The organism is Paraburkholderia graminis, from assembly GCF_003330785.1.
Classification (GTDB): domain Bacteria; phylum Pseudomonadota; class Gammaproteobacteria; order Burkholderiales; family Burkholderiaceae; genus Paraburkholderia; species Paraburkholderia graminis.
This window is the reverse complement of the sequence record NZ_CP024935.1, coordinates 772,362-797,365: the sequence shown is the minus strand read 5'-3', so window position 1 is coordinate 797,365 and position 25,004 is coordinate 772,362. Positions and strand designations below refer to the sequence as shown.

Annotated in this window: 22 protein-coding genes; 11 read left to right on the top strand and 11 right to left on the bottom strand. The window is 62.3% G+C overall.

The window, feature by feature from the left end; translation table 11 throughout:
* Nucleotides 1–282 precede the first annotated feature (282 nt).
* The 4 genes from CUJ91_RS21785 to CUJ91_RS21770 all read left to right on the top strand — a co-directional run bounded on the left by CUJ91_RS21785 (nucleotide 283) and on the right by CUJ91_RS21770 (nucleotide 3,900).
* A complete protein-coding gene (locus tag CUJ91_RS21785) occupies nucleotides 283–498 on the top strand; it encodes a hypothetical protein (RefSeq protein WP_029965901.1) in 216 nt (71 codons plus the stop codon).
* Between the two features lie 151 nt (nucleotides 499–649).
* A complete protein-coding gene (locus CUJ91_RS21780) occupies nucleotides 650–1,573 on the top strand; it encodes a hypothetical protein (protein WP_029965902.1) in 924 nt (307 codons plus the stop codon).
* 11 nt (nucleotides 1,574–1,584) lie between these two features.
* On the top strand, nucleotides 1,585–3,039 hold the full coding sequence (gene iaaH, locus CUJ91_RS21775; RefSeq protein ID WP_114157099.1) for an indoleacetamide hydrolase: 1,455 nt from the start codon (nucleotides 1,585–1,587) through the stop codon (nucleotides 3,037–3,039).
* 12 nt (nucleotides 3,040–3,051) lie between these two features.
* Nucleotides 3,052–3,900 (top strand): CDP-diacylglycerol diphosphatase, encoded by an 849-nt coding sequence (locus CUJ91_RS21770; protein ID WP_208716189.1) that lies wholly within the window; start codon nucleotides 3,052–3,054, stop codon nucleotides 3,898–3,900.
* Between the two features lie 43 nt (nucleotides 3,901–3,943).
* Here CUJ91_RS21770 and CUJ91_RS21765 read toward each other — a convergent pair whose 3' ends face one another.
* From CUJ91_RS21765 to CUJ91_RS21740, 6 genes are all read right to left on the bottom strand, one after another.
* Nucleotides 3,944–4,750 carry a MetQ/NlpA family lipoprotein gene (locus CUJ91_RS21765; RefSeq protein ID WP_408279786.1) on the bottom strand — a complete coding sequence of 269 codons (807 nt, stop codon included), beginning with the start codon at nucleotides 4,748–4,750 and terminating at the stop codon, nucleotides 3,944–3,946.
* Nucleotides 4,751–4,764: 14 nt separating this feature from the next.
* Nucleotides 4,765–5,838 carry a formylglycine-generating enzyme family protein gene (locus tag CUJ91_RS21760; RefSeq protein WP_029965908.1) on the bottom strand — a complete coding sequence of 358 codons (1,074 nt, stop codon included), beginning with the start codon at nucleotides 5,836–5,838 and terminating at the stop codon, nucleotides 4,765–4,767.
* A gap of 37 nt (nucleotides 5,839–5,875) precedes the next feature.
* Nucleotides 5,876–7,846, bottom strand: coding sequence for an arylsulfatase (locus CUJ91_RS21755; protein WP_114158026.1), 1,971 nt, complete (start codon nucleotides 7,844–7,846; stop codon nucleotides 5,876–5,878).
* A gap of 132 nt (nucleotides 7,847–7,978) precedes the next feature.
* A complete protein-coding gene (locus CUJ91_RS21750; RefSeq protein WP_114157097.1) occupies nucleotides 7,979–8,410 on the bottom strand; it encodes a hypothetical protein in 432 nt (143 codons plus the stop codon).
* A 213-nt stretch (nucleotides 8,411–8,623) separates the two neighbouring features.
* Nucleotides 8,624–9,751, bottom strand: a complete 1,128-nt coding sequence (locus CUJ91_RS21745) for a porin (RefSeq protein ID WP_114157096.1) — start codon at nucleotides 9,749–9,751, stop codon at nucleotides 8,624–8,626.
* 100 nt (nucleotides 9,752–9,851) lie between these two features.
* Nucleotides 9,852–10,526 (bottom strand): response regulator, encoded by a 675-nt coding sequence (locus tag CUJ91_RS21740; RefSeq protein ID WP_114157095.1) that lies wholly within the window; start codon nucleotides 10,524–10,526, stop codon nucleotides 9,852–9,854.
* Between the two features lie 506 nt (nucleotides 10,527–11,032).
* Here CUJ91_RS21740 and CUJ91_RS21735 point away from each other — a divergent pair.
* The 3 genes from CUJ91_RS21735 (at nucleotide 11,033) to CUJ91_RS21725 (ending at nucleotide 13,386) form a co-directional block, all read left to right on the top strand.
* Nucleotides 11,033–12,064: a fatty acid desaturase gene (locus CUJ91_RS21735; RefSeq protein ID WP_114157094.1), complete on the top strand. Its 1,032-nt coding sequence runs from the start codon at nucleotides 11,033–11,035 to the stop codon at nucleotides 12,062–12,064.
* A 79-nt stretch (nucleotides 12,065–12,143) separates the two neighbouring features.
* Entirely contained in the window at nucleotides 12,144–12,785 is a 642-nt protein-coding gene (locus CUJ91_RS21730; RefSeq protein WP_114157093.1) for a TetR/AcrR family transcriptional regulator, read from the top strand.
* Between the two features lie 205 nt (nucleotides 12,786–12,990).
* Complete coding sequence (locus CUJ91_RS21725; protein WP_114157092.1) at nucleotides 12,991–13,386, top strand: VOC family protein; 396 nt, start codon at nucleotides 12,991–12,993, stop codon at nucleotides 13,384–13,386.
* Between the two features lie 34 nt (nucleotides 13,387–13,420).
* On the opposite strand, the gene CUJ91_RS21720 is transcribed toward CUJ91_RS21725, so the two are convergent.
* Nucleotides 13,421–14,119, bottom strand: a complete 699-nt coding sequence (locus tag CUJ91_RS21720) for an SDR family NAD(P)-dependent oxidoreductase (RefSeq protein WP_044020150.1) — start codon at nucleotides 14,117–14,119, stop codon at nucleotides 13,421–13,423.
* Between the two features lie 126 nt (nucleotides 14,120–14,245).
* Between CUJ91_RS21720 and CUJ91_RS21715 the strand changes: the two genes are divergently transcribed.
* Nucleotides 14,246–15,175 carry a LysR family transcriptional regulator gene (locus tag CUJ91_RS21715; RefSeq protein ID WP_053859304.1) on the top strand — a complete coding sequence of 310 codons (930 nt, stop codon included), beginning with the start codon at nucleotides 14,246–14,248 and terminating at the stop codon, nucleotides 15,173–15,175.
* A 48-nt stretch (nucleotides 15,176–15,223) separates the two neighbouring features.
* On the opposite strand, the gene CUJ91_RS21710 is transcribed toward CUJ91_RS21715, so the two are convergent.
* Complete coding sequence (locus CUJ91_RS21710; protein ID WP_114157091.1) at nucleotides 15,224–16,402, bottom strand: GGDEF domain-containing protein; 1,179 nt, start codon at nucleotides 16,400–16,402, stop codon at nucleotides 15,224–15,226.
* Nucleotides 16,403–16,731: 329 nt separating this feature from the next.
* Between CUJ91_RS21710 and CUJ91_RS21700 the strand changes: the two genes are divergently transcribed.
* Nucleotides 16,732–17,934 carry a hypothetical protein gene (locus CUJ91_RS21700; RefSeq protein WP_208716187.1) on the top strand — a complete coding sequence of 401 codons (1,203 nt, stop codon included), beginning with the start codon at nucleotides 16,732–16,734 and terminating at the stop codon, nucleotides 17,932–17,934.
* Between the two features lie 56 nt (nucleotides 17,935–17,990).
* Here the strand turns inward: CUJ91_RS21700 and CUJ91_RS21695 are convergent, their stop codons facing one another.
* From CUJ91_RS21695 to mhpT, 3 genes are read right to left on the bottom strand one after another with little or no spacing between them, the layout of a single operon-like run.
* The gene (locus tag CUJ91_RS21695; RefSeq protein ID WP_114157090.1) at nucleotides 17,991–19,697 is read right to left on the bottom strand and encodes a tannase/feruloyl esterase family alpha/beta hydrolase; all 1,707 of its coding nucleotides are present in this window, start codon (nucleotides 19,695–19,697) and stop codon (nucleotides 17,991–17,993) included.
* 10 nt (nucleotides 19,698–19,707) lie between these two features.
* A complete protein-coding gene (locus CUJ91_RS21690) occupies nucleotides 19,708–20,850 on the bottom strand; it encodes a porin (protein WP_107707479.1) in 1,143 nt (380 codons plus the stop codon).
* A gap of 57 nt (nucleotides 20,851–20,907) precedes the next feature.
* Nucleotides 20,908–22,149 (bottom strand): 3-(3-hydroxy-phenyl)propionate transporter MhpT, encoded by a 1,242-nt coding sequence (gene mhpT, locus CUJ91_RS21685; RefSeq protein WP_006046638.1) that lies wholly within the window; start codon nucleotides 22,147–22,149, stop codon nucleotides 20,908–20,910.
* A gap of 444 nt (nucleotides 22,150–22,593) precedes the next feature.
* Between mhpT and CUJ91_RS21680 the strand changes: the two genes are divergently transcribed.
* Complete coding sequence (locus CUJ91_RS21680) at nucleotides 22,594–23,430, top strand: p-hydroxycinnamoyl CoA hydratase/lyase (RefSeq protein WP_029965929.1); 837 nt, start codon at nucleotides 22,594–22,596, stop codon at nucleotides 23,428–23,430.
* A gap of 95 nt (nucleotides 23,431–23,525) precedes the next feature.
* Complete coding sequence (locus tag CUJ91_RS21675; protein WP_114158025.1) at nucleotides 23,526–24,977, top strand: aldehyde dehydrogenase; 1,452 nt, start codon at nucleotides 23,526–23,528, stop codon at nucleotides 24,975–24,977.
* Nucleotides 24,978–25,004 lie beyond the last annotated feature (27 nt).

Sequence of the window (25,004 nt, the reverse complement as noted above, 5' to 3'; positions counted from 1 at the left end):
ATGGTGCAGATCATGTAGACCGTGCGGCACATAACAGACTCATCGGCCGCCTGGCGCCATAGTGTCTGCGAACCCACCAAACGCGCCGTTATCCGGTGTTCCGAAGAGCGTTGCGGAACTCCCCTGATTTGCTTGCGAAGAATGATTGGTTCACGGGCCCTTCAGTGCGGCCTACGCTTGAGCCAGCCCGCAGACTCATCCGCCGCCTGATGCAAACGCGCATGCCACGCGTCATCTGTACCGGCTTCCTGTAAAAACGCGGGCATATCCACTGCCACGATCATGAATTCACACATCCGCTATAAAGGCTACGAAGTTGCGCCGGCCGCGCAGCGTTTGCCCAATGGGCTGTTCGCCGCCAACCTGACCATCGAAAAAGCCAGCGCAAGCCACGGCCCGGCCTATTGCTTCGACGCGCTCGACTATTTCTTCGACGAAGAACATGCGCTCGCCTATGCATTCCGCTGGGGACGCATGTGGGTCGACAATCATCAGTGAGTTATTCGCAGTGACCCATCCGCAGTAACCCAGCGCCAATGACGCGGCATCGACGCTGACGCGCGCCCGCGATCGTGCACCGTAGACGCCGCGTTGCGGGGCAATGTGACAGAATAGGCGACACATCGAGTTCGCTCTCTGTACGCTTGCCATGTCCGACACATTGACAGATGTAGCCGAAGACCCCAGCCTGCGCCACTGGACATTCACGGGCACTGCCCGCGTGAAGATCGGATCGGAGGCGCACAAGCACATGTTCTGCCGCATGCTGCTGGAGACTCACGATCCCTACAAACCCGCCGTGATCGACTGGCCGGCGCTGCCGCCCGACGCGCTCGCGCGGCTCTGCTCGCTGCCGATCTGGGACATCGCCGTGCAAACGGAAGGCCGCGCGTCGATCAACGTTCACACTTACGCCGCGCAATTGCAGGACCCGCTGCTGCGCGAAGCCATCACGATGGACGGCGACGAAGAAGCCCGTCACAAGCGCGTGCTCGCGAAGCTGATTGCGGCCTACGGCATCGAGATCGCGCCCGAGCCGAATTATCCGGCGCCGCGCGATCCCGAATGGGCGTGGATGCGCACAGGCTATAGCGAGTGCATCGACAGTTTCTTTGCGTTTGGCCTGTTTCGCGCCGCGCAGCAATCCGGCTATTTTCCAGAAGCGCTCGTCGAGACTTTCGAGCCCGTGATTCAGGAAGAAGCGCGTCACATTCTGTTTTTCGTCAACTGGGTTGCATGGCATCGACGTAACATGCCGCTATGGCGCAGGCCGTGGCACGCATTGCGTGTGGCCGCGATCTGGGTCGTGCTGATCTGGGATCGCGTGGCGATTGCGAGAGGCATCGACGCAAACGGCGTGGCACGCGATTCGAATTTTCTGCCCGCGAACAGCAGCGTGATCGGCAAGGGGCTGGACACGCCCGAACTCATCGAGCTATGTCTCGCGGAAAACGAGCGCCGCATGAGCGGCTACGATGTGCGGCTGCTGCGTCCGCGACTCGTGCCCGCGCTTGCCCGATTCGCGCTGCGCTTTTTTATCCGGCGTTCGCGCGGCCCGGACACTGAACCATAAGGAGAACGGCCATGACATGGACCGTCGATGAACAGCTCGCGTTGAGCGCAACCGAAGCCGTCGCCGCGATCCAGTCGGGCCGGCTCAATGCAACCGATTATGTCGCGACGTTGCTCGCGCGCGCGGCCGCACTTCAGACGCTCAACGCGCTGACCGTGATCGATCTCGACGGCGCGCTCGCCGCGGCACGGCGCATCGACGCGCTGCCCGCCGAAGCAAAAGCGCAACTGCCGCTTGCCGGCCTGCCGATCGTCGTGAAGGACAACATCAATACGATAGGGTTGCCGACCTCGGCGGGCACACCGGCTCTCGCAGGCTTCGTGCCGCAGACCAATGCGCGTTCGGTGCAACGGCTTCTCGATGCGGGCGCAATCATTCTCGGCAAGGCCAACATGCACGAGCTCGCGTTCGGCATCACGAGCAGCAACCTCGCGACGCATGCGGGCCCTGTGCGCAATCCGTACGACCCTGCGCTGATTCCGGGCGGCTCGTCGGGCGGCACTGCGGCGGCGATTGCCGCGCGCATCGTGCCCGCGGGACTCGGCACCGACACCGGCGGCTCGACGCGCATTCCCGCTGCGTTGACAGGCACCGCGGGCTTTCGTCCGTCAGTCGGCAATGGCGGCGCCGAGCGGCGCTATGACGACGCGTACGGCGTCGTGCCGATCAGCCACACGCGCGATACGGTCGGTCCGATGGCGCGCAGCGCAGCCGACATCGCATTGCTCGACGGCGTGATTACCGGCGCCGGCCCGCTGCCCGCCGTCGCATTGAACGGCTTGCGTATCGGCTTGCCCGCGCCGTTGTGGGCAGGACTTGAACGACAGGTCGAAGACGTCGCGCGCGCGGCGCTCAAAAAGCTCGAAGCAGCAGGCGTCGTATTTGTACCGGTCGCGATGAGCGAACTCGCGGATCTCAACGGCATGGTCGGCGGACCGATCGCGATTCATGAAGCGCGCGTCGACCTGCAAGCGTGGCTCGCGGCCAATCAGGCGCCGGTGCAAACCGTTGCGGAGATCGCGGCCCGCATCGCGAGTCCGGACGTGCGCGCGATCTACGACGAAGTGCTCGCCGGCACGCTCGACCCGCACTATGAGGCAGCGCTCAATCACTGGCGGCCGCTGTTGCAGGCTTATATCGCCGCCACTTTCGCCGGCGAGCGTCTCGACGCGCTGCTGTTTCCGACCACGCGGTTGGCCGCTGTGCAGATCGACGAGATCAACGGGTCGTCGACGGTGTCGATAGACGGCGCGCCGCCGATCGACACGATGGAAGCCTTCTTGCGCAACACCGATCCTGCGAGCACATCCGGCATTCCTGGCTTGTCGTTGCCTGCGGGAATCAGCGCGCAAGGCTTGCCTGTCGGCCTGGAAATCGACGGGCCGCTCGGCAGCGACCGGCGCCTGCTCGCCATCGGCGTTGCAATCGAACAGCTACTCGGCGAAATACCGCCGCCCGTGTTATAGACCCGACACAAGATGCCGCTAAAAAAAGCTCTGATTCACGCGCCGACCGACACACTGGCGAATCCGCAATCCGTTGTTCAATCTCATCACCGCAGTCCTGCAAATCGCGGCGCGCGCCATGTCAGGCGAGCCGCGGCGCTACTCGGCATTGCGCTTGCCGCTGCGGGCTGCGCGCGTCTCGCAGCCATCGATTCCAATGCGTTATGGAAGATCGTCGATATTCGCTGCGTGCCGGCAGAACAGGCGACCGGCACACCGGGTCAATGCACGGCGGTGAACCTCGACAAACGCTACGCGATCCTAAAGGATATTGTCGGACGCTCGCAGTATTTGCTGATTCCGACGGATCGCGTGAGCGGTATTGAAAGTCCGCAGGTGCTCGCGCCGCATGCGCCAAGCTATTGGGCCGACGCGTGGGCCGCGCGGAGCTACGTGAACGGCGCCGTCAAACGGACGCTCCCCGATAATCAGTTGGGCCTGGAAATCAATTCGCAATTTCGCCGCACGCAGAACCAGTTGCATATTCACATCGACTGCATGCGCGCCGATATCAGCGACGCACTCGCGCGGCACGCGAAAGACGTGCCGGGCACATGGCATTGGGACACGCTCGACGGCGACCGATACCGGATCATGCGCGTGACCGCGCTGACCGGCGCGAGCGATCCATTTCGCCTCGTCTCGCTCGACAACCCGGACTCCGATGCAATGGCGATGCAAACCATCCTCGTGACGGGCGCGGGGGCGTCCGCGGAGAAAGACGGCTGGCTGGTCGTGAACAGCGGCCTCGATGCGGATAACGGCAGCGGTTCAGCCGAGGGGCTGCTCGATCACGCATGCCGTCTGGCGGACGCGTCGTAGCCGTCCCAAGTGCTGCTGTTGCGGCATATGAGCACGCACGCCATCACCAGGGCCGGCGCACCGAGTCCTGATAGTGCGTGAGAATGAAATGCGCGACGTCGTCCGAGTGATACGCGGCCACCAGTTGCGCGACCCACGGCTGGCCGCAATCGGCGTCGCGCACGGTCAGCACGCCGGCATAGGGCGAGCGCGCATCTTCCATGCCGATGCTGTCGCGCGCCGGATAGAGTCCCGCCTGCTGCGCGCTCGCATTGTCGATCACGACAACGGCTGCATCGCTCAGCGCCGTTACGAGCCGCTCGCGCGGCAGCGCGAGCAGCTTCAGATTGAGGCGGTTGGCAGTCACATCGCGCAGCGTCGCGTGAAGACCGGCGCGGTCGTTGAAAGTCAGCAGCGTGTAGTTTTGCAGCAGGATCAGCGCGCGTGCCATACCGTCGCGATCGGCGGGAATGACGATCGTCGCGCCTCGCTGGATCTGCGTGAGGCTCGTCAGCTTGCGCGAATAAAGCGCCATCGGCAACGTGACGGTCGTCGCTACTTCGGAGAGCGCGTAGCCATGCTTTTCGCGCGATGCTGCGAACGCGGGGCCGTCCTCGAAGCTCGCGGCGTCGATCCGATGCGCGGCGAGCGCGGCATCGATCCGCGCACCGTCGTCGAATGTCACGACGTCGATGTCGAGTCCACGCGACGTTGCCACGCGCCGCACTTCGGCCATGATTTCAGCGTGCGCGCCGCGCGTTACACCGACTTTGACGGCGGCTTTCACATCGCCGCTGTTTGCTTGAGGCTGCACGCCATACGCGGCGATTGCCGCCCCGCCGAGCAATGCGGCAGCGATCGTGGCACGCATATAACCTCGCAGTGTCATCCGTCGACATCCCGCAAGAGAGTTCTGAAGCCGATATGCGACGCCGGCAGATCCGCTTCCTGTTGTTCACGCGACGAGGCGCGATAGCGCACACAGTAATCGCGCGAGCAGAGGAACGAGCCGCCCTTGATGACCATAGGCGTGTCGTGCCTGCGCGTGGACGGCGCGACCGCCGCGGTGTCGCCGTTCGTATGCGGCTGATGCGCGCCGGTGTAGACGTCCTTGGTCCACTCCCATGCATTGCCGATCATGTCGTACAGCTTGAAGCCGTTCGCCGCGTAGCAGCCGACGGGCGCGAGACCCACATGCCCGTCGTCGTTCGTATTGAGCACGGGGAACACGCCTTGCCAGTAGTTCGCGGCGGGCTTGCCCTGTGCATTGCGCGGCGCCGTGTCGAGATCGGCGCCTTCGTTGCCGCCCTTCGCCGCGTATTCCCATTCGGCTTCGGTCGGCAGATCGCGGCCAAGCCACCGCGCGTACGCCAATGCATCGGCTTGCGTGACCAGCGTCACGGGCTGGTTCATCAGACGGTCGATGCCGCTGCCCTCGCCTTGCGGATGCCGCCACGACGCGCCCTTCACCCACGTCCACCATGCGAGGTCGCGTGCGTCCATTTCCGCGCGCGTCGGCGAGTGAAAGACGGCTGCACCGCCCTGCTTTTCCGCGTCGGTGACGTAGCCGGTCGCGTTGACGAAAGCGGCGAACTGCGCGTTCGTCACGTCCGTCTGATCGATCCAGAAGCCGCCGACGCGCGTGCGGCCGTCGCCCGCCGGTCGTTCGTCCTGATAGCCGCGCGTGCTGCCGAGCACGAATGTGCCGCCATGCAGATGCACCATGCCGGCCTTCGGATCGTCACGCCATCCGGCGGGTAAACCGGCGTAGCGCTCGCACTGTGTTTCGGAGCCGAGCGGCGCGAGCGAACGCGCGCGGTTCAGCTCGTCGAAACCGCTGGTTCTTGCAGGCCACGCTGCCGCCACCGCGAAAGCCGCGCCGAAGGCCGCAATGAAGACCGCGACGAAGAGGCCGCCAAATGCAGCAAGTGTTCTTGCTCGGATGCGCGTCCTACTCATGATGCTGTGCCCGACATGATTGCACTCACGCGCTCGCTCAGTAGTAGCCGCGCGGCCGCAACGGTTCGACACCGCCCACGCCGGACATGTAGGCATTCCACTGCTGCACGAGTCCGTCGATGATCGAAGGATTCTGCGCGGCCACGTCCGTCGTTTCGCCGCGGTCCGAGGTCATGTCGTAAAGCTGCCAGTGACCATCCACGGGACCGAGCGGCGGCTCCGTCCACAAGGCTTTCCACTTGCCGTCCGCGCTGCGCAGATAGCCGCGGCCGTACGCTTCATCGCCGAACGATGCCGTGTGCACGTCCGCATTCGACTGATCGGTCAGGACAGGCAGCAACGATTGCCCGGTGATGGGATACACATAGCGGTTGTTGTAAATCACCTTGCCCTTGTTCTGATCGACGCCTGTCAGCGAGTTGATCAGCGCAGGCGCGGGCTGCGTCGGCGGCGTAACGCCTGCGACGGCAAGGAAGGTCGCCGTGTTGTCGGTGACGTGCGTAAAGACGCGCAATGCCGGCTTCTGCGTCGTCTGGCCAGGCAAGCGCACGATCAGCGGCGTGGATACTCCGCCTTCCCCGGAATAGCCCTTCGTCAGACGGAACGGCGTTGCGCTGACTTCCGCCCAGCGCAAGCCGTATTGCAGACGCCGCGCGTTCTGCAGGCCGTTGTCGGTGCCGAGCGTCGAATAGACAGGCTCCGCGGCATTCGCCGTATCGGTCGCGCGCGGGTCCGCGCCGGAGTCGATCGGCCAGCCTTCGGCGCCGTTATCCGACTGGAACATGATGAACGTGCTGTCGTATTCGCCGATGTCTTTCAAATGCTGGATCAACAGACCGATGTTGTGGTCGAGGTTCTCGACCATGCCGGCATAGATCTCCATGTAGCGCGCCTGCGCTTTCTTTTCATCCGCGGAAAGGCTTGCCCATGACTTGTTCACAAAGCCCGGACCATAGTCGGAATACCCTTGCGCTGCACTATGAACGGCGCTCACGTATTTCGCGTTGGTGGTGCCGTTATTCGCGCTGGCCGGCGTGGCAGTCAGCGTTTCTGCGGCGCCCGCGTAGGGATTAAAGTCGGCGGGAATAATGCCGAGTGCTTTTTGCCGAGCGATGCGCGCCGCGCGAATGACGTCGTAGCCAGCATCGTACTTACCGGCATAGTTGTGCAGGTACGGTTCCGGCACCTGCAAAGGCCAATGCGGCGACGTGTACGCGGCATAAGCAAAAAACGGCTTGCCGTCTTTTCTATTTGAATCGATGTAGGAAATAAGCCTTTGCGTATAGAAGTCCGTCGAATAGAACACGGCCGGATTGCCGCCCGCGCCGCCGGGCTGACCCGGCTGTCCGGGCTGCACGTACTGCCCGTCTTCCGTATAGTTCTTCGAGCCCGCAGGCTCATGCGCGAAGTGATTGGCCGCCGCGCCGCCGAGCAGCGCATAGCTATGCTCGAAACCCCATTGGTCGGGCGTCTGTCCGCTGCCCGTTGCACTGCCGGCAATGCCCGAGCCGATATGCCACTTGCCCGCCATGTACGTGTGATAGCCCGCGTCCTTCAGCAGTTGCGCGACCGATAACGCGCGGTCGTTCAGATAGCCTTCGTAGCCTGGCAGACCTTTGCGTTCATCGGTCGGCACGCCCATGGTGCCTTCGCCGACCAGATGGTGATCGGTGCCTGAAATAAGCATCGCACGCGTGATCGCGCAAACGGTGCCCGTATGATGGTTCGTGAGAATGCGTCCGGATTGCACGAGCGCATCGAGATTCGGCGTATTGATTTCGCCGCCGAACGCGTGAATATCCGAGTAGCCCAGGTCGTCCGCCATGATGTACAGAATGTTCGGGCGCTTCGCGGCGACAGGCGCGGAAACCGGCGGCGTGGGAGACACACCGTCCGAACAGGCAGAGAGCGCGACGACGCTGGCAATGACACCGGCAATGGCCGCACCGACTGCCCGCAGCCTGGGAACGGTTGGGAACGTGGATCGCTGCGACCTGGAACTCTGCATTGTTATATGACCGTGGTTGTCCGAGCCCGAAATGGTAGCAACCGGCCATTTGCCGCCCAACCAAGGTTTACTGAAAAGCAAGCGAGTTTCCGTGCTAAGGGATTGCCGCGTGTTTCGCGGCCTGGCGCGCGATCAATGATAGGTCGTCGTGGACGACTGCAGTTTCGTCAACACGCCGCGCTGAAAACGGAACCAGCCTTGCGAGCCTTGCATCATGACCTCGTCGCCTTGCCAGAACACGCGCTTGACCGTCATGCGTACACCGACGCGCTGCACCTGCGGCGGACGACGCCGGAAGTCGTACAGCACCGGGCCGGAGTCGGTTTGCACAAGCATGCGCGTGAGCGTGTCGTTTGCGCTGCTTACGTCGTCGAAATGCGCGAGAGTATTTGCGGCAAAGCGATCGAGAACATCTTTATCGAGCAGCGCGGTGAAATCGCGGCCGTCGTGCGCGAATTGCAGTTTTCCAGCGGGTGTATCGAGCGGGCCTGGGTCGTTGCTCTGTGCATGAACCGCGGTGGCGAGAGAGACGGCCGCTAATGCGGCAACGAACAGTCGTTTCATGTTGTCTTTTAGTTAGGCAAGATGTGCGGACGGCGGAGTACGAGTCCCGATTTGTTTATTCGCTTATCACCGCCATCATACCTTTCTGAAAGACCAGGACTGTTTACGCGATCGATGCGTGTCGACGTTTCTTCATCTCTTCATGCGAAGGGCAAAGGAAGCGGCGAACGGACTTATCCGCCGCTTCGTGCTTCCTGCTTCCTGCTTCGTGCATCAAAAGCGAGTGCGGACACCTGTCGTCAATTCAAGCTGATTCGACGCGCCGAACGTGCTGCCGACCGTATAGCCGCCATGCAGCTTCATGTAATCGCCGGCAAGGTACACCTCGGTACGCTTGGACAGGTGATAGAACCCGGACCAGTAGAGCGTCTCCTTGTAGCCGTTGTGCAGACCGGAAGTCGGATCGAACGCGCCAATGTTCGCGTTCGGAATATTGCCGTCGGCGTTATACGCTGCATTCTTCACGCGCATCTGCTGATAGCCGAGTTCGTAATCGAACGGGCCTTTCGGCGCCAGCTTGAGCGATACGGTCCACGCGTTGTCCTGACGCTGACCGAGCGCGCCCTGGTTGCCCAGGTAGCGGAAATAGCCGGCGTTGGCGCGCAGAATTCCAAATGTATAGTTTCCACCAACGGAATACGACTGGTTCGTGATGCCCGCGCGATTCACATGGCTATAGAACGCGGACACGTTAAACGGGCCGCCGTTGTAGCCCAGTGCCGCCTGATAATTGGAGTTCGAGCCGAAACTCGTCGAATTGCCGAACGCGTAGCCCGCGCTCGCGAAGATGCCGTTATTGAAGAGTTTTTTCCACGCAACGCCGTTGTTATAGCGCGTACCCGTCGCGCTGCCCGCATAAAAGATCATCTGCTTGAAGTTGTTGGCATTCGTCCAGCCGCCCTCCTCGGTAGTGAGGCGCGCACTGCCGTACGGGTCGCCATAAATGGCGGCTGCATCGCGAGCAATGGTGTTCTGAAAACCCGCCGTGATCTTGCCGAAGCTGTCGTTCTCGATACCGACCCACGCGTCGCGGTCGAAGATCTGACCCGGATCTTCCATCTCGCCGTTAGCTACCACGTATTCGCTTTCGAGCCGGAAGATGATCTTCGAGCCGCCGCCAATATCTTCCGCACCCTTCAGGCCCCAACGGCTGCCGCTGAACCACGGCTCGCCATCGATACCCATGCCGATGACGTGCGCGCCGTTCGCATTGGCATGCGACTGGTAGGTCGGCACGCTCAGGTCCATCAATCCATAAAGCTGCACGCTGGACTGAGCGTGAGCGCCGGTTACCCCGCAAGCACCGGCTGCGACCGCGAGAGTCAGGTATCGTTTCTTCAAGTTTGTCTCCTCAAGTTGCTACGTTGAAAATCTGATTGTTCTGGTCGTAATTTGGATAACTAAGCAGATTCGCCGATGCTTCGGATTACGGCGCTTGCGACTATTCGAAATGCTTCGCGCGGAGGATGTAGCCGAGACCTCGCAGCGTCATGATCTGCGCGCTCGACCTGGCGAGATGCTTGCGCAAACGATGAATGTAGATGTCGATGGCGTCCGCGCTTGGCTCGTCGTCCAGGCTGAAAACGCTTTCCATCAGCACGGACTTCGACACTGTCTTGCCTTGCCTCAACATCAATGTTTCGAGGACGGTATGCTCGCGGCGCCGCAGCGCGAGGCGCTCGTCGTTATGAAAGAACTCCCTTGTATCGGAGATGTATTGCAAGTCGCCACAGATGAGGCACGACGACATGCCGCCCGATTGCCGGCGAATCAGCGCCTTGATACGCGCGACGAGCTCGCGCACATCGAATGGCTTGACCACATAATCGTCGGCGCCTGCGTTGAAGCAATCCACTTTGTCGTCGGTCGAACCATGCGCGGTCAGCATGATGACCGGCACCATGTCGCCGCGGCGGCGCAATCGTGCGAGCACTTCCTTGCCGTCCATTCGCGGCAGCCGAAGATCGAGCACGACGACGTCGTAGTGTTGCGTCGTCAGCATGGTGTCCGCGCACTCGCCGTTAGGAACGCAATCCACCGCGAAATTAGCGAGGCGCAGAAGATTGACGGTCCAGTGTGCAAGCTCGCTGTTGTCTTCAACCAGTAGTAGCTTCATCGGACCTTCCATTGATTAATCGACCAGAAGGCGCTCGCCATGCCACGTGAGTTTCTTTCAGAAAGTCGCGCTCCCGCGTCACGCAGACAGCATGCTGTAAGCGGACGACTGCTTGCATCCTGTGGTGCCGGTTCTCAACGTAGCCTCGCTCGTACTGCTTCGCTCCGCCTCGTTGCAATCACGCCGCGATTATGGGAGGACAAATCCTTCTCTCCGCTTTCATGGCGACCCGTTTTCCTTAGGGGAAATCCATGATGCATAGTGAAGCAATTGCACAATTCGCGATTGCGCGGCGACTTTTTTGAACCGTTGAGCCGATCGTTGAACGACGTTTCTTAAGATTCCTTAAGGGTGAAGTCGCGGGTAGCAAGACGCGGCGTGAGTCGTTAATCGGCAGAACGGTTCTTTCGCAGCCGTAGCGCAATGCAATCCCGAAGAAATTGGTTCCGGCGCCGTCTATTGGCCTTTAGCATCGGGTCTAAACTTGCATCCGATCGATTCAGCCGATGGCGATTTACCTCGACGACACCCAGCGCAACGCAATCGCCAGGCTCTCCATGAGCCGCGCCTGGCGCACACAATGGCCGACATGGGCGCTCATCGTCGCGATCTACGGCGGATGGTTCGGCCTCGCGACGCACGCTCGCGTGCTCGGCTTGCCGCTCACCACGGCGCTGCTTGCTCTCGTGAGCGCGTGGTATATGTCGTTGCAACATGAATTGCTCCACGGCCACCCCACGCGCTCGGCGCGGCTGAATGCACTGCTTGGCTTCGCGCCGCTGGCGGTGTGGTTTCCGTACCGCGTCTATCGCGACTCGCATCTTCAGCATCACGACGATCCACAGTTGACCAAGCCAGGGCACGACCCGGAAAGCTATTTCGTCGACGGTGAAGTGTGGGAACGCGCCGGCTGGGCGATGCGCGCGCTTCTCACGTGCCGCAACACGCTGGCCGGTCGCCTGCTGCTCGGACCGGCTTTCGCCATTGCGGCGACGGGCGTTGATGCGCTGCGCAAAATCAAACGCGGCGATTGGCGCGACCTGCCCGCCTGGCTTGCGCACTTCGCCGCACTCGCCGCGCTAACCGCGTGGCTGCAATACGTTTGCTCGATTCCGGCGTGGGTGTTCATTCTCGGCGTCGGCTATGGGGCGCTGTCGCTTGGCTCGCTTCGCTCGTTCCGCGAGCATCGCGCTGCGCACGAGTGCGCACATCGCACGGTTATCAATGAAGCAGGCCTGTTCTGGCGGCTGCTTTATCTGAACAACAATTTCCATCTCGTCCACCATGACTTGCCGCACGTTCCGTGGTTCGCGCTGAGGGCGGTCTATGAGGCGTCCCGCGAGCAGTACATCGAACGGTCGGGAGGATTTCTGGTCGCGGGTTATGGCGAATGGATAAGGCGCTACGCGTTCGTCCCGGCTGAGAACCCGGTGCATGACCGGCCGCGCGGGTTTGCGCCTGCATTCAAGGAACCTGCGATGTATGCAGGGAAGGCGCTGCTCATCGCTGCATCGCGCGATGAATCCGAGAACCGTTAGCTGTCGGAACCGAAAATAGTCCCGCTTTTCGTGGCGCGGTAGAATCCGAGCTAACGCTCGCTTCCTGCCATGCCGCACCATGAAAACGACCAGACGTCCCTCGTTAAAACCGCGCAAGCTTCCCCAGCAATCGCGCGCACAACAAACCGTGGCGACGACACTCGAGGCCGCGGCGCTCGTTCTCGAAACCAAAGGCTCAGACGGCCTCAACACCAATCTGGTCGCACAGCGCGCCGGTGTCAGCGTGGGCACGCTGTATCAGTACTTCCCCAACAAGGACGCGCTCATTGTCGCGCTGAGCAAACGCGAGCTCGCCGTGTTCCTTGCGGAAGCGGAAGGCGCGTTGAACGAGCCGACGGGCCAGAGCGCATTGAAGCACCTGATTACCGTCTCGGTGCGCCAGCAACTGCGCCGCCCGGCGCTTGCGCGCGTGCTCGATTTCGAGGAAAACCGCCCCGCCATTGCCAGGGAACTGGCCAGGTCCAAAGCGGCATTTCGCGCGGTCATCGAGCAGATTCTGGCGCGCGACGACATCCCGCCGCAGCCAGACATGCAGATCGCCACGGATGATCTCGTCGCCATCGTTCGCGCGATCGTGGACGGCGCCGGAGAGCGCGGCGAAACGGACCGCGCAGCGCTGGAAAGGCGCGTTGGGCGCGCGTTGTGGGGCTATCTGGGCATCGTGGATAACCCTCTTCCGAAGCCGCGGAGCCGCAAATAGAACGTGGACAAAATACGAGTAGTCGCTCAGCTTGCCGTCCCCTCTTCGCGCGAAAGCCTTTGCCCGCGGAGGACTAAGCGCTGCTAACACCCGCTCTCTAATGCGAGTTTCAAAACTGAGCGCTTGCTCGCAAAATAGGTTCTGTGAAGCGCGGCAACGTTCGCGCGCTTCACAGAACCTATTAACGTTTTCTGCGAGTTCGACTATGAATCTTCACAAAGAAGCCAAGCTGAACCACCTGAGCTTTCCCACTAACGACGTCGCTGAAACGGCCGCCTTCTTCGAAAAGTACCTGGGCTGCGAGGTCGCCGCTGCCGGCGAGCATCGCCTGCTCAAGCGCGACGGCTTCGACATCGTGCTCGAGCATGTCAGCGAAGAGACACCTGTCTGGCCTAAAAACTTTCACTTCGGTCTCGAAGTCGCCACCCTGAACGATCTTCGCACGCTTCACGACGAGTTCCTGAAGGGCGGCGTTCAGATGGAAACAGGCGTCTTCAACAACACACGCGGGTCGCGGTTCTTCTGCCGCGCGCCCGGCGGCGTGCTCATCGAGATCAATACTCGCGAGGACATGCAGGAGCAATGGCGCAAGCTGTTCTAGCGTGAATGCGAAGACCCACGCGATCGTCTGGCTTTCACCACGGCACCACTCGCCCGAGATAATCGAGGTAATGCAAACCGCCGCGGCCCTCGTAAGCCTCCATCGTATCGAGCAGATTCGGGATGCTCTCTTCGATACTCAGGCGCGCTTCAGGGCCGCCCATGTCCGTGCGTACCCAACCCGGCGCCATCAGCAGCAAGGTTCGCGGATCATTGGCATGGCGTGCAGCAAAGCTACGCATGAACATGTTCAGCGCGGCCTTGCTGCCGCGGTAAACCTCGTAGTTGCCGTTCACGTTGTTGGTCACGCTGCCCTGGCCCGAAGACATCACGCCGATGGTGCCGCCCGGTTCAACCAGATCGTGCAAGCGCTCGATCACCCGCATCGGACTGAGCGAATTGGTCACCATCACGCGCACGAATTCCTCGGTCGATACGTCCGCGATCGTTTCGCGATCGTCGTTCTTGACGCCGGCATTCACGAAGAGCATATCGAGTCGACGGCCTGCAAGGCGCGCGCGCAAATCCGCAATCTGCTCAGGCACGGTTATATCGAGCGTTTCGATTTCGAGTGCGCCTTGAAGATCGCGAAGCTTCTGCATCGAATGGGCGCGGCCGGTCGCAATCACGCGCCAGCCGCGTTTCAGATATTCGGCGGTCATCGCGAGGCCGAGACCGCGCGATGCACCGACAAGCAGAACCGTCTTTTGCCGATTGATGGTTTCCACAATCATCTCCCCGTCGTTAAGCAATTCGATCGGGAAAATATAGTCGCTCGTGACGACTGCCGGAAGGCGCGACAGATGCATTCATAACCTGCGGCAAACGCCTCGTCCCGCACGCGAATGTTACGATCGGACATGCCCGAAACCGACCTCAATCTATTGATTGCGCTTGAAACGCTGCTCGACGATGGAAGCGTGGCGGGCGCTGCCCGCCGCCTGGGCCTGAGTGCCTCGGCAATGAGTCGAACGCTGGCGCGGCTTCGCGCTACAACGGGCGATCCACTGTTGGTGCGCGCGGGGCGCGAGATGGTGTTGACGCCGTATGCCGAGGCGATTCGCGAACGCACGCGAAGTGCTCTTTATGAAGCACGCGCCGTTCTTCGTCCGTCGCATACTGAACCCGACTTGTCGACGTTGCGGCAGACCTTCACCATTCGCGCCAACGACGGTTTCGTCGAAGCCTTCGGCTCGCCGCTCATCGCCGCGGCAACAAAAATTGCGCCGCATGTCCGCTTGCGTTTTGCATCGAAGCCGGAGAAGAACGCGAACCCGCTGCGAGACGGTTCCGCTGACCTCGAAATCGGCGTGCTCGGCGAGATGGGTCCGGAAGTGCGCTTACAGGCGCTATTCCGCGATCGTTTCATGGGCGTAGTCAGGAAAGGCCATCCGCTCGAACGGGACGGCGAGATTACCGCTGAACGGTATGTCGCGTTCGGCCACGTCGTGGCGTCGCGACGCGCAAACGCAAGCGGCCCTGTCGACGACGCGTTGGCGCTCCTCGGCCTCGAACGCACCATCGTCGCGGTGGTGCCGGGCTTTCCCGCCGCGCTCGCGGTGGCGCGCACCTCCGATCTCGTCGCGCTCGTACCGGCTTCATTCGTCGGCGCTCACACGGCATGCCGCGAAGGCGCTGCAAGCGCCGACATCCACGCGTTCGAACTTCCGGTCGCGACGCAGCAGATCACCGTCTCCCAGATGTGGCATCCGCGTGTTGAAGTGGACCCGGTTCATCGTTGGCTGAGGCAACTGGTGTTGTCGGTATGTCGCCAACAGGTGCCGTTGTAAAGCGGCCGATTGCGGGTCGACCGCGCCCGGAACACCACACGCAACACGTCATCTTGCAACCGTAAGATGCACCACCTTCCCCGCCTCTTCCACCCGATTCCCACCCAGCGACTTCGCGCGATAAAGCGCCCCGTCCGCAGCGGCCAGCAGTTCGGCAAGCGGCTGACCCGCGTGCGTCGAATGCGCGAGGCCGATGCTGACCGTCGCCCGGACTTCCGCGCCGTTCACGCGATGCGAGACCGTCTGCGCGAAGCACTCGACAATCGCCTCGCCCACCGCTTTCCCGCGCGCTTCGTCATGGCCTGGCAACAGCGCGGCGAACTCTTCTCCGCCGATGCGCGCCAACACGGCATCGTGGCCCACCACGCGGCGGGCCACTTCAGCAAACGACCGAAGCACTTCGTCGCCGGCATGGTGACCGTAGCGGTCGTTGAGCTTCTTGAAGTGATCGAGGTCGAGCGCAAGCAGCGACAAGGGCCGGTTCTTGCTGCCTTCGCCGAGAACGCGTTCGCCTTCCTCGAAGAACCATCTGCGATTGCCAAGACGCGTCAGAAAATCGGTTTGCGATTCCTGCAGGAGCCGGCCATGCGTTTCCTCGCGGATGAGCTTGAGTAAAGTCATCGGCAGAACGACCGAATAGAGCACGCCCTCATACATGGTTATCGCGCTCGCGATCAGCAACAGGTCATTGCCATACCGCGCGACGAGCCACGGCAGGGCGAGCGCCCGCATCGCATAAGTGAGCGCGTGAATGCCCGTCACGGCGACGGCGATATAGCGCGATTGCAGGGCTTTGAAGTCGTCGCTTCGGAGTAGTTCGCGCGACGTCATGCCGCTCGCGAGCGCGATCGGGATCGCGCTAACGTAGGCCCAGACCGTGTTCTCCCAATGCGCGCCGCTCGCCATCCAGACGAGCGCCATCACGACGAGCAGCCCGAAAGACGCGGCTCGATATTGCCGTCCGTTCAGCAACGCGACACCGTGCAGCACCAGCAAATAGCCCGTCAAAATGACCAGATTGCTCAGCGCGGAACCCCACGGGCCGGGCACGTCGCGACGAAACACTGCCGCCGCGCAACCGATTGCGAGCGTCGCATAGGCGGCTGCCAGTACTCTCAACTCCGTGCTGCGCTTCGGATGACTGCGGTGCTCCCACAGCGTCATTCCGGAACTGGCGAAAAGCGTTCCGATGATCAGGAGATAGAGGGTAAGAAGATCGACATGCATCGCTGACGGAAGGGTTCAACGCCAGCAGATTGCGGCGGCTGCGGCATTTTACCGTGCCGCCGCATTCCCCGATGCAGGTGAGCTAAATGACGCCCGGTTTCTCCCGACACGCCAAAATGCGACATAAAAAGTCGCAAAACGTTGTTATTCAATCCGTTTATTTCGCAAATGCATCTGCTAACCTCAAATTGCCGATTTGTATGAGCGGGCGCCTGTGCGCCAGCTTCGCCATTCCGTTGCAGCCGGTCTGCGCAGCGAGGGGCATGCCGCGCAGGTAACGCGGCGTCTGCTTCCACGTATTCAATTTCAACCAAGGCATGGAGCACGCAATGTTGGAACGGCTGTATTCACGATCCGCCCTGATTGGCGCCTTACTGATTCTTGCCGGCTGCGGCGGTGGAGGCGGCGGCGGAGCCTCGAACCCAGGAGCCAACGGTACGGGCGCCGCGGCACCCGCGCCCGCTGCATCGGGCACGAATGTGACGACACCCACGCTGGCCGCCGCGACGCCCGTGATCGACGGCACCACGCTTGGCGACGCGAACTGGCCGACAGGCTCCACGTCTTCGGGCGGAACCGGGCAGCCGGTCAGCGGGCTTAACTGCGCGGTGCGCAGCACGGCTTACACGTACACGCATCTGTCCATCTATCAGAATGGCCGCCTGCTCGCGGTGCCGGCCAACATCGGCACGGTCGGTCCGACGATGGCCGCGCAAACGGGTTGTGCGTATCCGCTGCATACCGTCGATGCAAGCGGCAAGATCCATATGGATACGACGACCGGCGCGTCGTACACGCTCGGTCAGTTCTTTGCGATCTGGGGCGAAACGCTGGGCGCGTCGAGCGTCGCCGGGCTGAGCGGATCGCCGGTTACGATCTATGTGAACGACGGCGGCACACTGTCGAAATACACGGGCGATCCTGCGAGCCTCGTGCTTCCGCCACATGGCGAAGTCACCGTGATGGTCGGCACGCCGTTGACGCAGATTCCCACTTACACATGGACCGATCCGCCGCCGTTCGATCCGAAGCCGATCACGTTGGCCTACGGCGGCGTGGTGGGCACGACGTTCTGGCCGAACGGCAATACGTCGACGGGCGGCACCGGCGCAGCGGTCGACGGATTGATCTGTGCCGCGGGAATGGCCGAGCTGTATCACGTGCACGCGCATCTCGCGATCATCAAGGACGGTCAATGGCTCGCGCTGCCGGCCAACGTGGGCATTCTTTCCCAGTGCAACTACGAGATGCATACGCACGACCAGACCGGCATCATCCATATCGAAACGCCGACGCTCAAGACCTTCACGCTCGGTCAGTTCTTCGACATCTGGGGGCAGCCGCTTTCCAGCACGAATGTCGCGGGCATCACGGGGGACGTGGTGGCGTATATCAACGACAACGGCGATTCGCGCCGCTATATGGGCGACCTGCGCAACATCGAGTTGACTTCGCTGCGCGACGTCACGCTGCAGATCGGCACGCCGCCGATAAGCACACTCGCGACTTATTCGTGGTACGAGCCGCAGTGATGTGACGGCATTTCTGTGTGAACGCGGCGCCGACGCCGGCGCCGCGCGATCACACATCAACTACACGAAAAGCTGGCCGCTGAATTCACATCCCCGCTCTTGTAGCGCGCGACCTTCGGATAAGGACACAGCGGCCGCGTGCGGCCCGCGCCCCAATTCGCCGGCACTTCGCTGTTCGGTAGCGCGTTGCTCGCGTCGCGCGCGGTCGCGATCACGCTATCGGGCGCCTTGCCCTGCTCTACCCACGCGATCATCGGCGTCAGCATGTCGAACTGGTCGGCGGCGGGACCACCCGAACAATGGTTCATTCCGGCGACGGTATAAAGCCGCGCGAAATTGCTCGCATCGCCGCCGTTGGCCGCCATCAAGCGTTGATACCAGTCGGTCGTATCGTTCGACGAGAACACCGGGTCGCTCGTGCCGTGATACACCATCAGCTTCGCGCCGCGGCGCTTGAGTGCACCGAGGTTCGTTTCATCCGGCGGCGTCATGAACGACCACGACGATTCCGAGTAAGCGCCGCTCGTCGCGAAGATTTTCGGCGCGTCGGTATCCATGCTGAAGTTCAGCGCGTAAGACGACAACTGCGCGAGCAACGACGCGCTTTGCGGCGGCGTCGTAAATGTGAACGCAGCCGCGGCGGGATCGAGCGTGATCGAATTGGTCTGCTTCCACTGCGCCCAGCCCGCGCCGCTCACGCCGACATCGTACGGAAAGCTTGCGTAAAGCGCCGTGCCCGCGCTGTTGCGCGCGCCGGAGAATACATTGCCGATTGCATCCTTCTGCGCGGTGGTCAGGCATGTGCCGTCGCGCACGTCGCCCGAGCAGGTCGGCACGTCCGCAGCGAGGCTGAAGTTCGCCTGGCATGCCTTAATATCCTGCACCATGCCGTCCGCGGCGCCATCGAGCGCATCGCACTTCGCGATGATTCGCGAGGCCACCAGTTGCCGTTCCGCCGCGGTAAAGCCGGTCTTGATGTCGGGCAGGCCATTCGCGGTCGTTGCGGTCGCAACCTTGGCGAGTTGCTGCGCGCCCCACATTTCGCCGATAGCCGCCTTCGGCAAATGAAAGCCCGGATCGCCGGCAATGATGCCGTCGTATTCCGCCGACGACCTCGCCGCCGCCACCATCGCGTGACGCCCGCCGTTCGAGCAGCCTTCGAAATAGCTGCGATCCGGCGCCTTGCCGTACGCGGTGCGAATCGCCTGCTTGGCCATCGGCGTGAGCGTGGCGACCGTGTTGTAACCGTAGTCGATGCGCGCCTGCGGATCGAGACCGAACAGCGGGTTCTGCGACGACGAGTGGCCGGCGTCCGAGCTGATCACGGCGAATCCCATGTTCAGCGCGTCGTTGAGCGGACCGCCTCCGCCGATCTCGCCCGTCGCCGTCACGACGTTGCCGTCGAGCCCGCCGTTGGCCTGATAGAAGAAACGCCCATTCCATGCAACGGGCAGACGCATTTCGAAGCCGATCGCATACGTTTTTCCGTCGACGGCACTCACGCGCTGATTCATCTGCCCTTGCACGAGGCAATGTTCGGCAATCGGTTTGCCCGCCACCTTCAGTGTTCCAGCGGGTACGTCCTGCACGGAACTGAAGGTGGTGTTCGCGAACGACAACTTGCTGGCCAACGCCGCGCAATTGCCGACGAGCGCCGCGGGTGTCGCCGCGCTCAGACGCGGCAACGTCGACGTGTCGTCCGTCGAGCCGCCGCATGCACTCAACGTGGCCGACACACATACCGCAATCACAGACTTTCTCATTCGATGTCTCCTAGAATGCGTGCTTGATGCCGAGCATCACGCCGGTTTGTCCGATGCCCGCCGCGGGCGTGGTGCCGCCACCGCCGCCGCTTACCGAATAGCGCGCCTTCGCGCTATTCGCGAGATACGCCGCTTGCGCGTACACCGACGAGCGCTTGCTCAGCAGATACGTGGTGCGCAACGTGCCCATCGTCGCGCGCGAATCGTGCGCACTGTTGATGATGCGGAATACTTCTCCATCGACGACAAACGCGGGCGTCACGAAGTACGACGCGCCCACGAAGAAAAGATCGGAGCGCACGTTCGGCACCGCCGGCGAATCGGTCACCACGCGACGGCCCAGCCAGCCCGCGCCGACTTTCGCGCCTGCGTATTGCGCGTAGGCACTGACATGCGTGCGCGCGTCCTTGTCCGCGCCGTTGGAGAGCACTGTGGGCGGCACGCCGTCGAAGAAATTCGCCTGTCCACTCGCACCGCCGCGCTGCTCCTCATACGATGCCGCGACGCCGAAGTACTGCGCGTCGTACTTGAGCATCACAGACCAGTCGCGACATTCCGTCGGATGCCCGGCGACCGAGCCCGCGCATGTGCCCTGTCCCGGCGAATTGCCGGTGCCCGCCGAATCGCGGCCGAACGAGTAGCCCGCGCCGAGCGTAAAGCCCTTGTACGTGCCCATGTAGGTAACCGAATTGTCGGCGCGCGCATTCGGCACATAAGCGTCGAGCGAACCCATGCCGTAGATGTCCGGTCCGATAATGTCCGCGCCTTGCAACGCGAGATACGTCATCGTGTATTGCCGGCCGAATGCAAGCGTTCCATAAGGCCCCTTGAGGCCGACGAAAGCCTGTCGTCCGAACAACCGGCCGCCCTGTCCCGAACTGCCGTCGCGAACGTTGAAGCCGCTTTCGAGTGTGAACACGGCGCTATAGCCGCCGCCCAGATCTTCGACGCCGCGCAGGCCCCAACGCGACGGCAGCTCGCCCGTCACGGCAGGCATGCGAAACACGTGACCGCCCGCGGCGTTCGCATGCGATACGTATTCGATGCCCGTATCGACGATGCCGTAGAACGTGACGCTCGACTGCGCGAACGCCGTCGTGCTGAGCGCACAAAGCGCGCTCGATACCAGAAGCCGGGTCGTGGTTGTTTGCATCGCGATTGTCTCCAAACGTAGTGTTGTTATTTCAATGTCGATACTCAGGATGGCTTATCAGTCCGCCGCACGCGGCCGGCGAATCAGCAACAACGCCGCTGCCGCCGCAATCAACGTGACGGGAATGCTTGCACCGATGACCGTGGACGAGCTGCGGCCCATCGCGAGCAATTGGCCTGCGGCGAGCGGCCCGACGACCGAACCCACGCGGCCCACCGCCACCGCTGCGCCGACGCCGGTGCCGCGCATTGCCGTCGGATAGAACGCGGCGGAAAGCGCATACAGCACCGATTGCCCGCCGATCACGAACATCCCCGCGCAGAACGCGGACACGGTCAGCGCCGCAAAGCTGGGCGCGATCGACAACGCCGCGAGCGACGCGATGATGCCGACGTACATGCCGGACACAACAACGCCGCCGCGCAGACGATCCATCAACATGCCGATGAAGAGCGCGCCGAGTCCGCCGCCGATGTTGAAAAAGATCTGCACGTAGCCCACTTCGGCGCGAGCGAGTCCGCGCGCCGCCATCAGCGAGGGCAGCCAGTTGAGCAGGAAGTACAGGACAATTAGCGTGCAGAAGTAGCTGACCCAGATTTGCAGCGTGGAAAGCCCGCGGTTCGCGCCGAACAGCACTTCGCCGATAGGCGCCGGTTTTGCATTCATGCCGTGCGACGCGCGCTGGAATGCGCTCGATTCGGGCAGGCACGCCAGCAGCAGCGGCACCAGAATCAATGGCCCCGCGCCGCCCACATAGAAGATGTGACGCCACTCCGTATCGCCGATACTCACGATGCCGACGATCGAAGCGATCACTCCGCCAAACGGAATGCCGCAATACATCACGCTGACCGCCGTGTTGCGCGACTTCGGCGACACGGCTTCCGACGACAGCGCGATCAGGTTCGGCAGCGCGCCGCCAAGACCGATGCCCGTCAACACGCGCACGAACACCAGCATGCCGAAGCTGCTGACGAGCGCCGTCGCGATCGACAACAAGCCGAACAGACACGCGCATAGAATCAGGATGCGTTTGCGGCCGATACGGTCCGCGAGCCGTCCGCCGAGCATCGCGCCCGGCAACAGTCCGAACGTGCCGGCACTGAACGCGAGCCCCATTTGCGCGACGCTCAGGCCGAATTCGCGCGCCATGCGCGGCGCCGCGACGCCCACCGATTGAAGGTCGAGTCCTTCGAGCAGGGCAACCGCAAAACAAAGGCTCAATGTCACGACGGCGCCGGTTCGCGCGGCGGGCTGCGTGATGCCGTCTGCCGGCAAGGCTGTTCGGGTGGATTTCATGTCTGTCTCCTTTCGACCGGAGCCGACGCGCGAGCGTCTTACCGCGGTCTCATGCAAGTTGATTGCTGCTTGTTATGTCGATGTCCGCCGATGCTTCAACGTCGTATGTATCAGGCCACCTGAGATTCAGAGCGAAGAAAAGCGCGTTCGGGAGAACGCGCGGAAGTTCGCTGCGATTGAGCATATTAAATATCAGGCACCCTGACAAAACAAGAACCGCGTGTTTGGTGAATACCCCAGGTATCGAGCGCAATGACGAAACGCAACGGCAGCGCCAAGGGTTTTCCCCGATCACATAGCGATTGTGTCGCAGGCCGCTTGATACTAGACTTGTATCAGGCTACCTGATACGAAACGCCGCTTCGGACGCAAGCGGAAACGCTATCGGGTACTCGCACATCACGACACACATTGATACGCGCAAAAAGCGCTGGAGCTACGAACATGGCAAGTTATGAGGGTCGCTGGAAAACGGTCGACGTAAAGGTCCAGGAAGGCATTGCATGGGTGATGTTCAATCGTCCCGAGAAGCGCAATGCAATGAGCCCCACGCTCAACAGCGAAATGGTGCAGGTTCTGGAAACGCTGGAACTGGACGCCGATGCAAAAGTACTCGTGCTGACCGGCGCGGGCGATGCATGGACGGCGGGCATGGACCTGAAGGAGTACTTCCGCGAAGTCGACGCGGGCCCGGAAATCCTGCAAGAGAAGATTCGTCGCGACGCCTGCCAATGGCAATGGAAGCTCTTGCGCATGTACTCGAAGCCGACCATCGCGATGGTCAACGGCTGGTGTTTCGGCGGCGGCTTCTCGCCGCTCGTCGCGTGCGATCTCGCGATCGCAGCCGATGAAGCGGTGTTTGGCCTCTCCGAAATCAACTGGGGCATTCCGCCGGGCAATCTGGTGAGCAAGGCGATGGCGGATACGGTCGGACATCGCCAGGCGCTCTACTACATCATGACCGGCGATACGTTTGACGGCGCGCAAGCCGCGGCAATGGGCCTCGTCAACAAGAGCGTGCCGCGCGAGCAGTTGCGCGCGGAGACGGTCGCGTTGGCGGGCAAGCTGCTCGAAAAGAACCCGGTCGTTCTGCGCGCCGCGAAGCATGGCTTCAAGCGTTCGCGCGAACTGACCTGGGAGCAGAATGAAGACTATCTGTACGCGAAGCTCGACCAGGCGCAATTGCGCGATCCGGAAAAAGGCCGTGAGGAAGGACTGCGACAGTTCCTCGATCAGAAGTCGATCAAGCCGGGGCTTCAGGCATACAAGCGCGGCGAATGAAACGTGAATGAAGCGTGAATGAAGCTAGTCTGCGTGCCGGCGCTTTCGACGCGCACGGCACGCAAAGCAGGAACAACATGAAGGAGACAGCCATCGTGAACGAAGTAAGCATGTTGATCGGCGGCAAGAACTATCCGGCGTCGAACGGCGCGACGTTCGAGCGCATTAATCCCGTCACCGGCGAGGTGGCTTCGCGTGCGCCGGCCGCGACGCTCGCCGATGCGGACGCCGCGGTTGAGGCCGCGGCGGCCGCGTTTCCCGCGTGGTCCGCACTGCGGCCCACCGAGCGCCGCGCGCGTCTGCTAAAAGCCGCTGACATCATGGACGCACGAGCCGGCGCATTCATCGAATGCGGCATGGCGGAAACAGGCGCGATGGCGAACTGGTACGGCTTCAATGTGCATCTCGCGGCCAACATGCTGCGCGAAGCGGCCGCCATGACCACGCAAATCGACGGCAGTGTGATTCCCACCGACACGCCCGACAACATCGCGTTGGCCGTTCGCCAGCCGTGCGGCGCGGTGCTCGGCATCGCGCCGTGGAATGCGCCGGTGATTCTCGGCACGCGCGCGCTCGCCATGCCGCTCGCGTGCGGCAATACGGTCGTGTTGAAGGCGTCGGAAGCCTGCCCGGCCGTGCACAGAATGATCGGCAGCGTGCTGCATGAAGCGGGCCTTGGAGACGGCGTCGTCAATGTCGTGACGAACGCGCCGGAAGATGCAGCCGCCATCGTCGAACGATTGATTGCGCATCCTGCCGTGCGGCGCGTGAACTTTACCGGCTCGACTCACGTGGGCCGCATCATCGCGATGCATGCCGCCAAGCATTTGAAGCCCGCGTTGCTCGAACTCGGCGGCAAGGCGCCGGTGCTCGTGCTGGACGACGCCGATCTCGACGCGGCCGTGGATGCGATCGCATTCGGCGCGTTCTTCAATCAGGGGCAAATCTGCATGTCGACCGAACGCGTGATCGCGCATCGCAGCGTGGCCGATGCGCTTGTCGGCAAGCTGGCCGAAAAGACCCGCCAACTCGTTGCGGATGCACCGAACGCGCATGGTGCGGTACTTGGAGCGATGGTCAGCGCTCAGGCCGCGCAACGCGCAACGGCACTGGTCGACGATGCGCGCGAACATGGCGCGACGATACTCGGCGGCGGCGCATTGAGCGGCGCGATCATGCAGCCCACCATCGTCGATCGCGTGAGCCCGGCCATGAAGCTATACGCCGAGGAATCGTTCGCGCCGGTCGTGACCGTGCTGCGCGTGGTCAGCGACGACGAAGCCGTGCAACGGGCGAACGACAGCGAGTTCGGTTTGTCGGCGGCCGTTTTCAGCCGCGATATTGCGCGTGCAATGGGCGTCGCCAAACGCGTCGAGTCGGGCATTTGCCACATCAACGGGCCGACTGTGCACGACGAAGCGCAGATGCCGTTCGGCGGCGTGAAGGGCAGCGGCTATGGACGTTTCGGCAGCAAGGCGTCGATTGCGGAGTTCACCGACCTGCGCTGGATTACGATTCAGACAGGCCCGCGCCACTATCCGATCTGACACGCACGCCGTGTATCGGCATCATTC

What these genes read in the sequence shown, in the direction of transcription:
- CUJ91_RS21785 (WP_029965901.1), top strand. Translation starts at nt 283, where the DNA reads ATGAATTCACACATCCGCTATAAAGGCTACGAAGTTGCGCCGGCCGCG.
- CUJ91_RS21780 (WP_029965902.1), top strand. Translation starts at nt 650, where the DNA reads ATGTCCGACACATTGACAGATGTAGCCGAAGACCCCAGCCTGCGCCAC.
- iaaH (WP_114157099.1), top strand. Translation starts at nt 1,585, where the DNA reads ATGACATGGACCGTCGATGAACAGCTCGCGTTGAGCGCAACCGAAGCC.
- CUJ91_RS21770 (WP_208716189.1), top strand. Translation starts at nt 3,052, where the DNA reads ATGCCGCTAAAAAAAGCTCTGATTCACGCGCCGACCGACACACTGGCG.
- CUJ91_RS21765 (WP_408279786.1), bottom strand. Translation starts at nt 4,750, where the DNA reads ATGCGTGCCACGATCGCTGCCGCATTGCTCGGCGGGGCGGCAATCGCC.
- CUJ91_RS21760 (WP_029965908.1), bottom strand. Translation starts at nt 5,838, where the DNA reads ATGAGTAGGACGCGCATCCGAGCAAGAACACTTGCTGCATTTGGCGGC.
- CUJ91_RS21755 (WP_114158026.1), bottom strand. Translation starts at nt 7,846, where the DNA reads ATGCAGAGTTCCAGGTCGCAGCGATCCACGTTCCCAACCGTTCCCAGG.
- CUJ91_RS21750 (WP_114157097.1), bottom strand. Translation starts at nt 8,410, where the DNA reads ATGAAACGACTGTTCGTTGCCGCATTAGCGGCCGTCTCTCTCGCCACC.
- CUJ91_RS21740 (WP_114157095.1), bottom strand. Translation starts at nt 10,526, where the DNA reads ATGAAGCTACTACTGGTTGAAGACAACAGCGAGCTTGCACACTGGACC.
- CUJ91_RS21735 (WP_114157094.1), top strand. Translation starts at nt 11,033, where the DNA reads ATGGCGATTTACCTCGACGACACCCAGCGCAACGCAATCGCCAGGCTC.
- CUJ91_RS21730 (WP_114157093.1), top strand. Translation starts at nt 12,144, where the DNA reads ATGAAAACGACCAGACGTCCCTCGTTAAAACCGCGCAAGCTTCCCCAG.
- CUJ91_RS21725 (WP_114157092.1), top strand. Translation starts at nt 12,991, where the DNA reads ATGAATCTTCACAAAGAAGCCAAGCTGAACCACCTGAGCTTTCCCACT.
- CUJ91_RS21720 (WP_044020150.1), bottom strand. Translation starts at nt 14,119, where the DNA reads ATGATTGTGGAAACCATCAATCGGCAAAAGACGGTTCTGCTTGTCGGT.
- CUJ91_RS21715 (WP_053859304.1), top strand. Translation starts at nt 14,246, where the DNA reads ATGCCCGAAACCGACCTCAATCTATTGATTGCGCTTGAAACGCTGCTC.
- CUJ91_RS21710 (WP_114157091.1), bottom strand. Translation starts at nt 16,402, where the DNA reads ATGCATGTCGATCTTCTTACCCTCTATCTCCTGATCATCGGAACGCTT.
- CUJ91_RS21700 (WP_208716187.1), top strand. Translation starts at nt 16,732, where the DNA reads ATGTTGGAACGGCTGTATTCACGATCCGCCCTGATTGGCGCCTTACTG.
- CUJ91_RS21695 (WP_114157090.1), bottom strand. Translation starts at nt 19,697, where the DNA reads ATGAGAAAGTCTGTGATTGCGGTATGTGTGTCGGCCACGTTGAGTGCA.
- CUJ91_RS21690 (WP_107707479.1), bottom strand. Translation starts at nt 20,850, where the DNA reads ATGCAAACAACCACGACCCGGCTTCTGGTATCGAGCGCGCTTTGTGCG.
- mhpT (WP_006046638.1), bottom strand. Translation starts at nt 22,149, where the DNA reads ATGAAATCCACCCGAACAGCCTTGCCGGCAGACGGCATCACGCAGCCC.
- CUJ91_RS21680 (WP_029965929.1), top strand. Translation starts at nt 22,594, where the DNA reads ATGGCAAGTTATGAGGGTCGCTGGAAAACGGTCGACGTAAAGGTCCAG.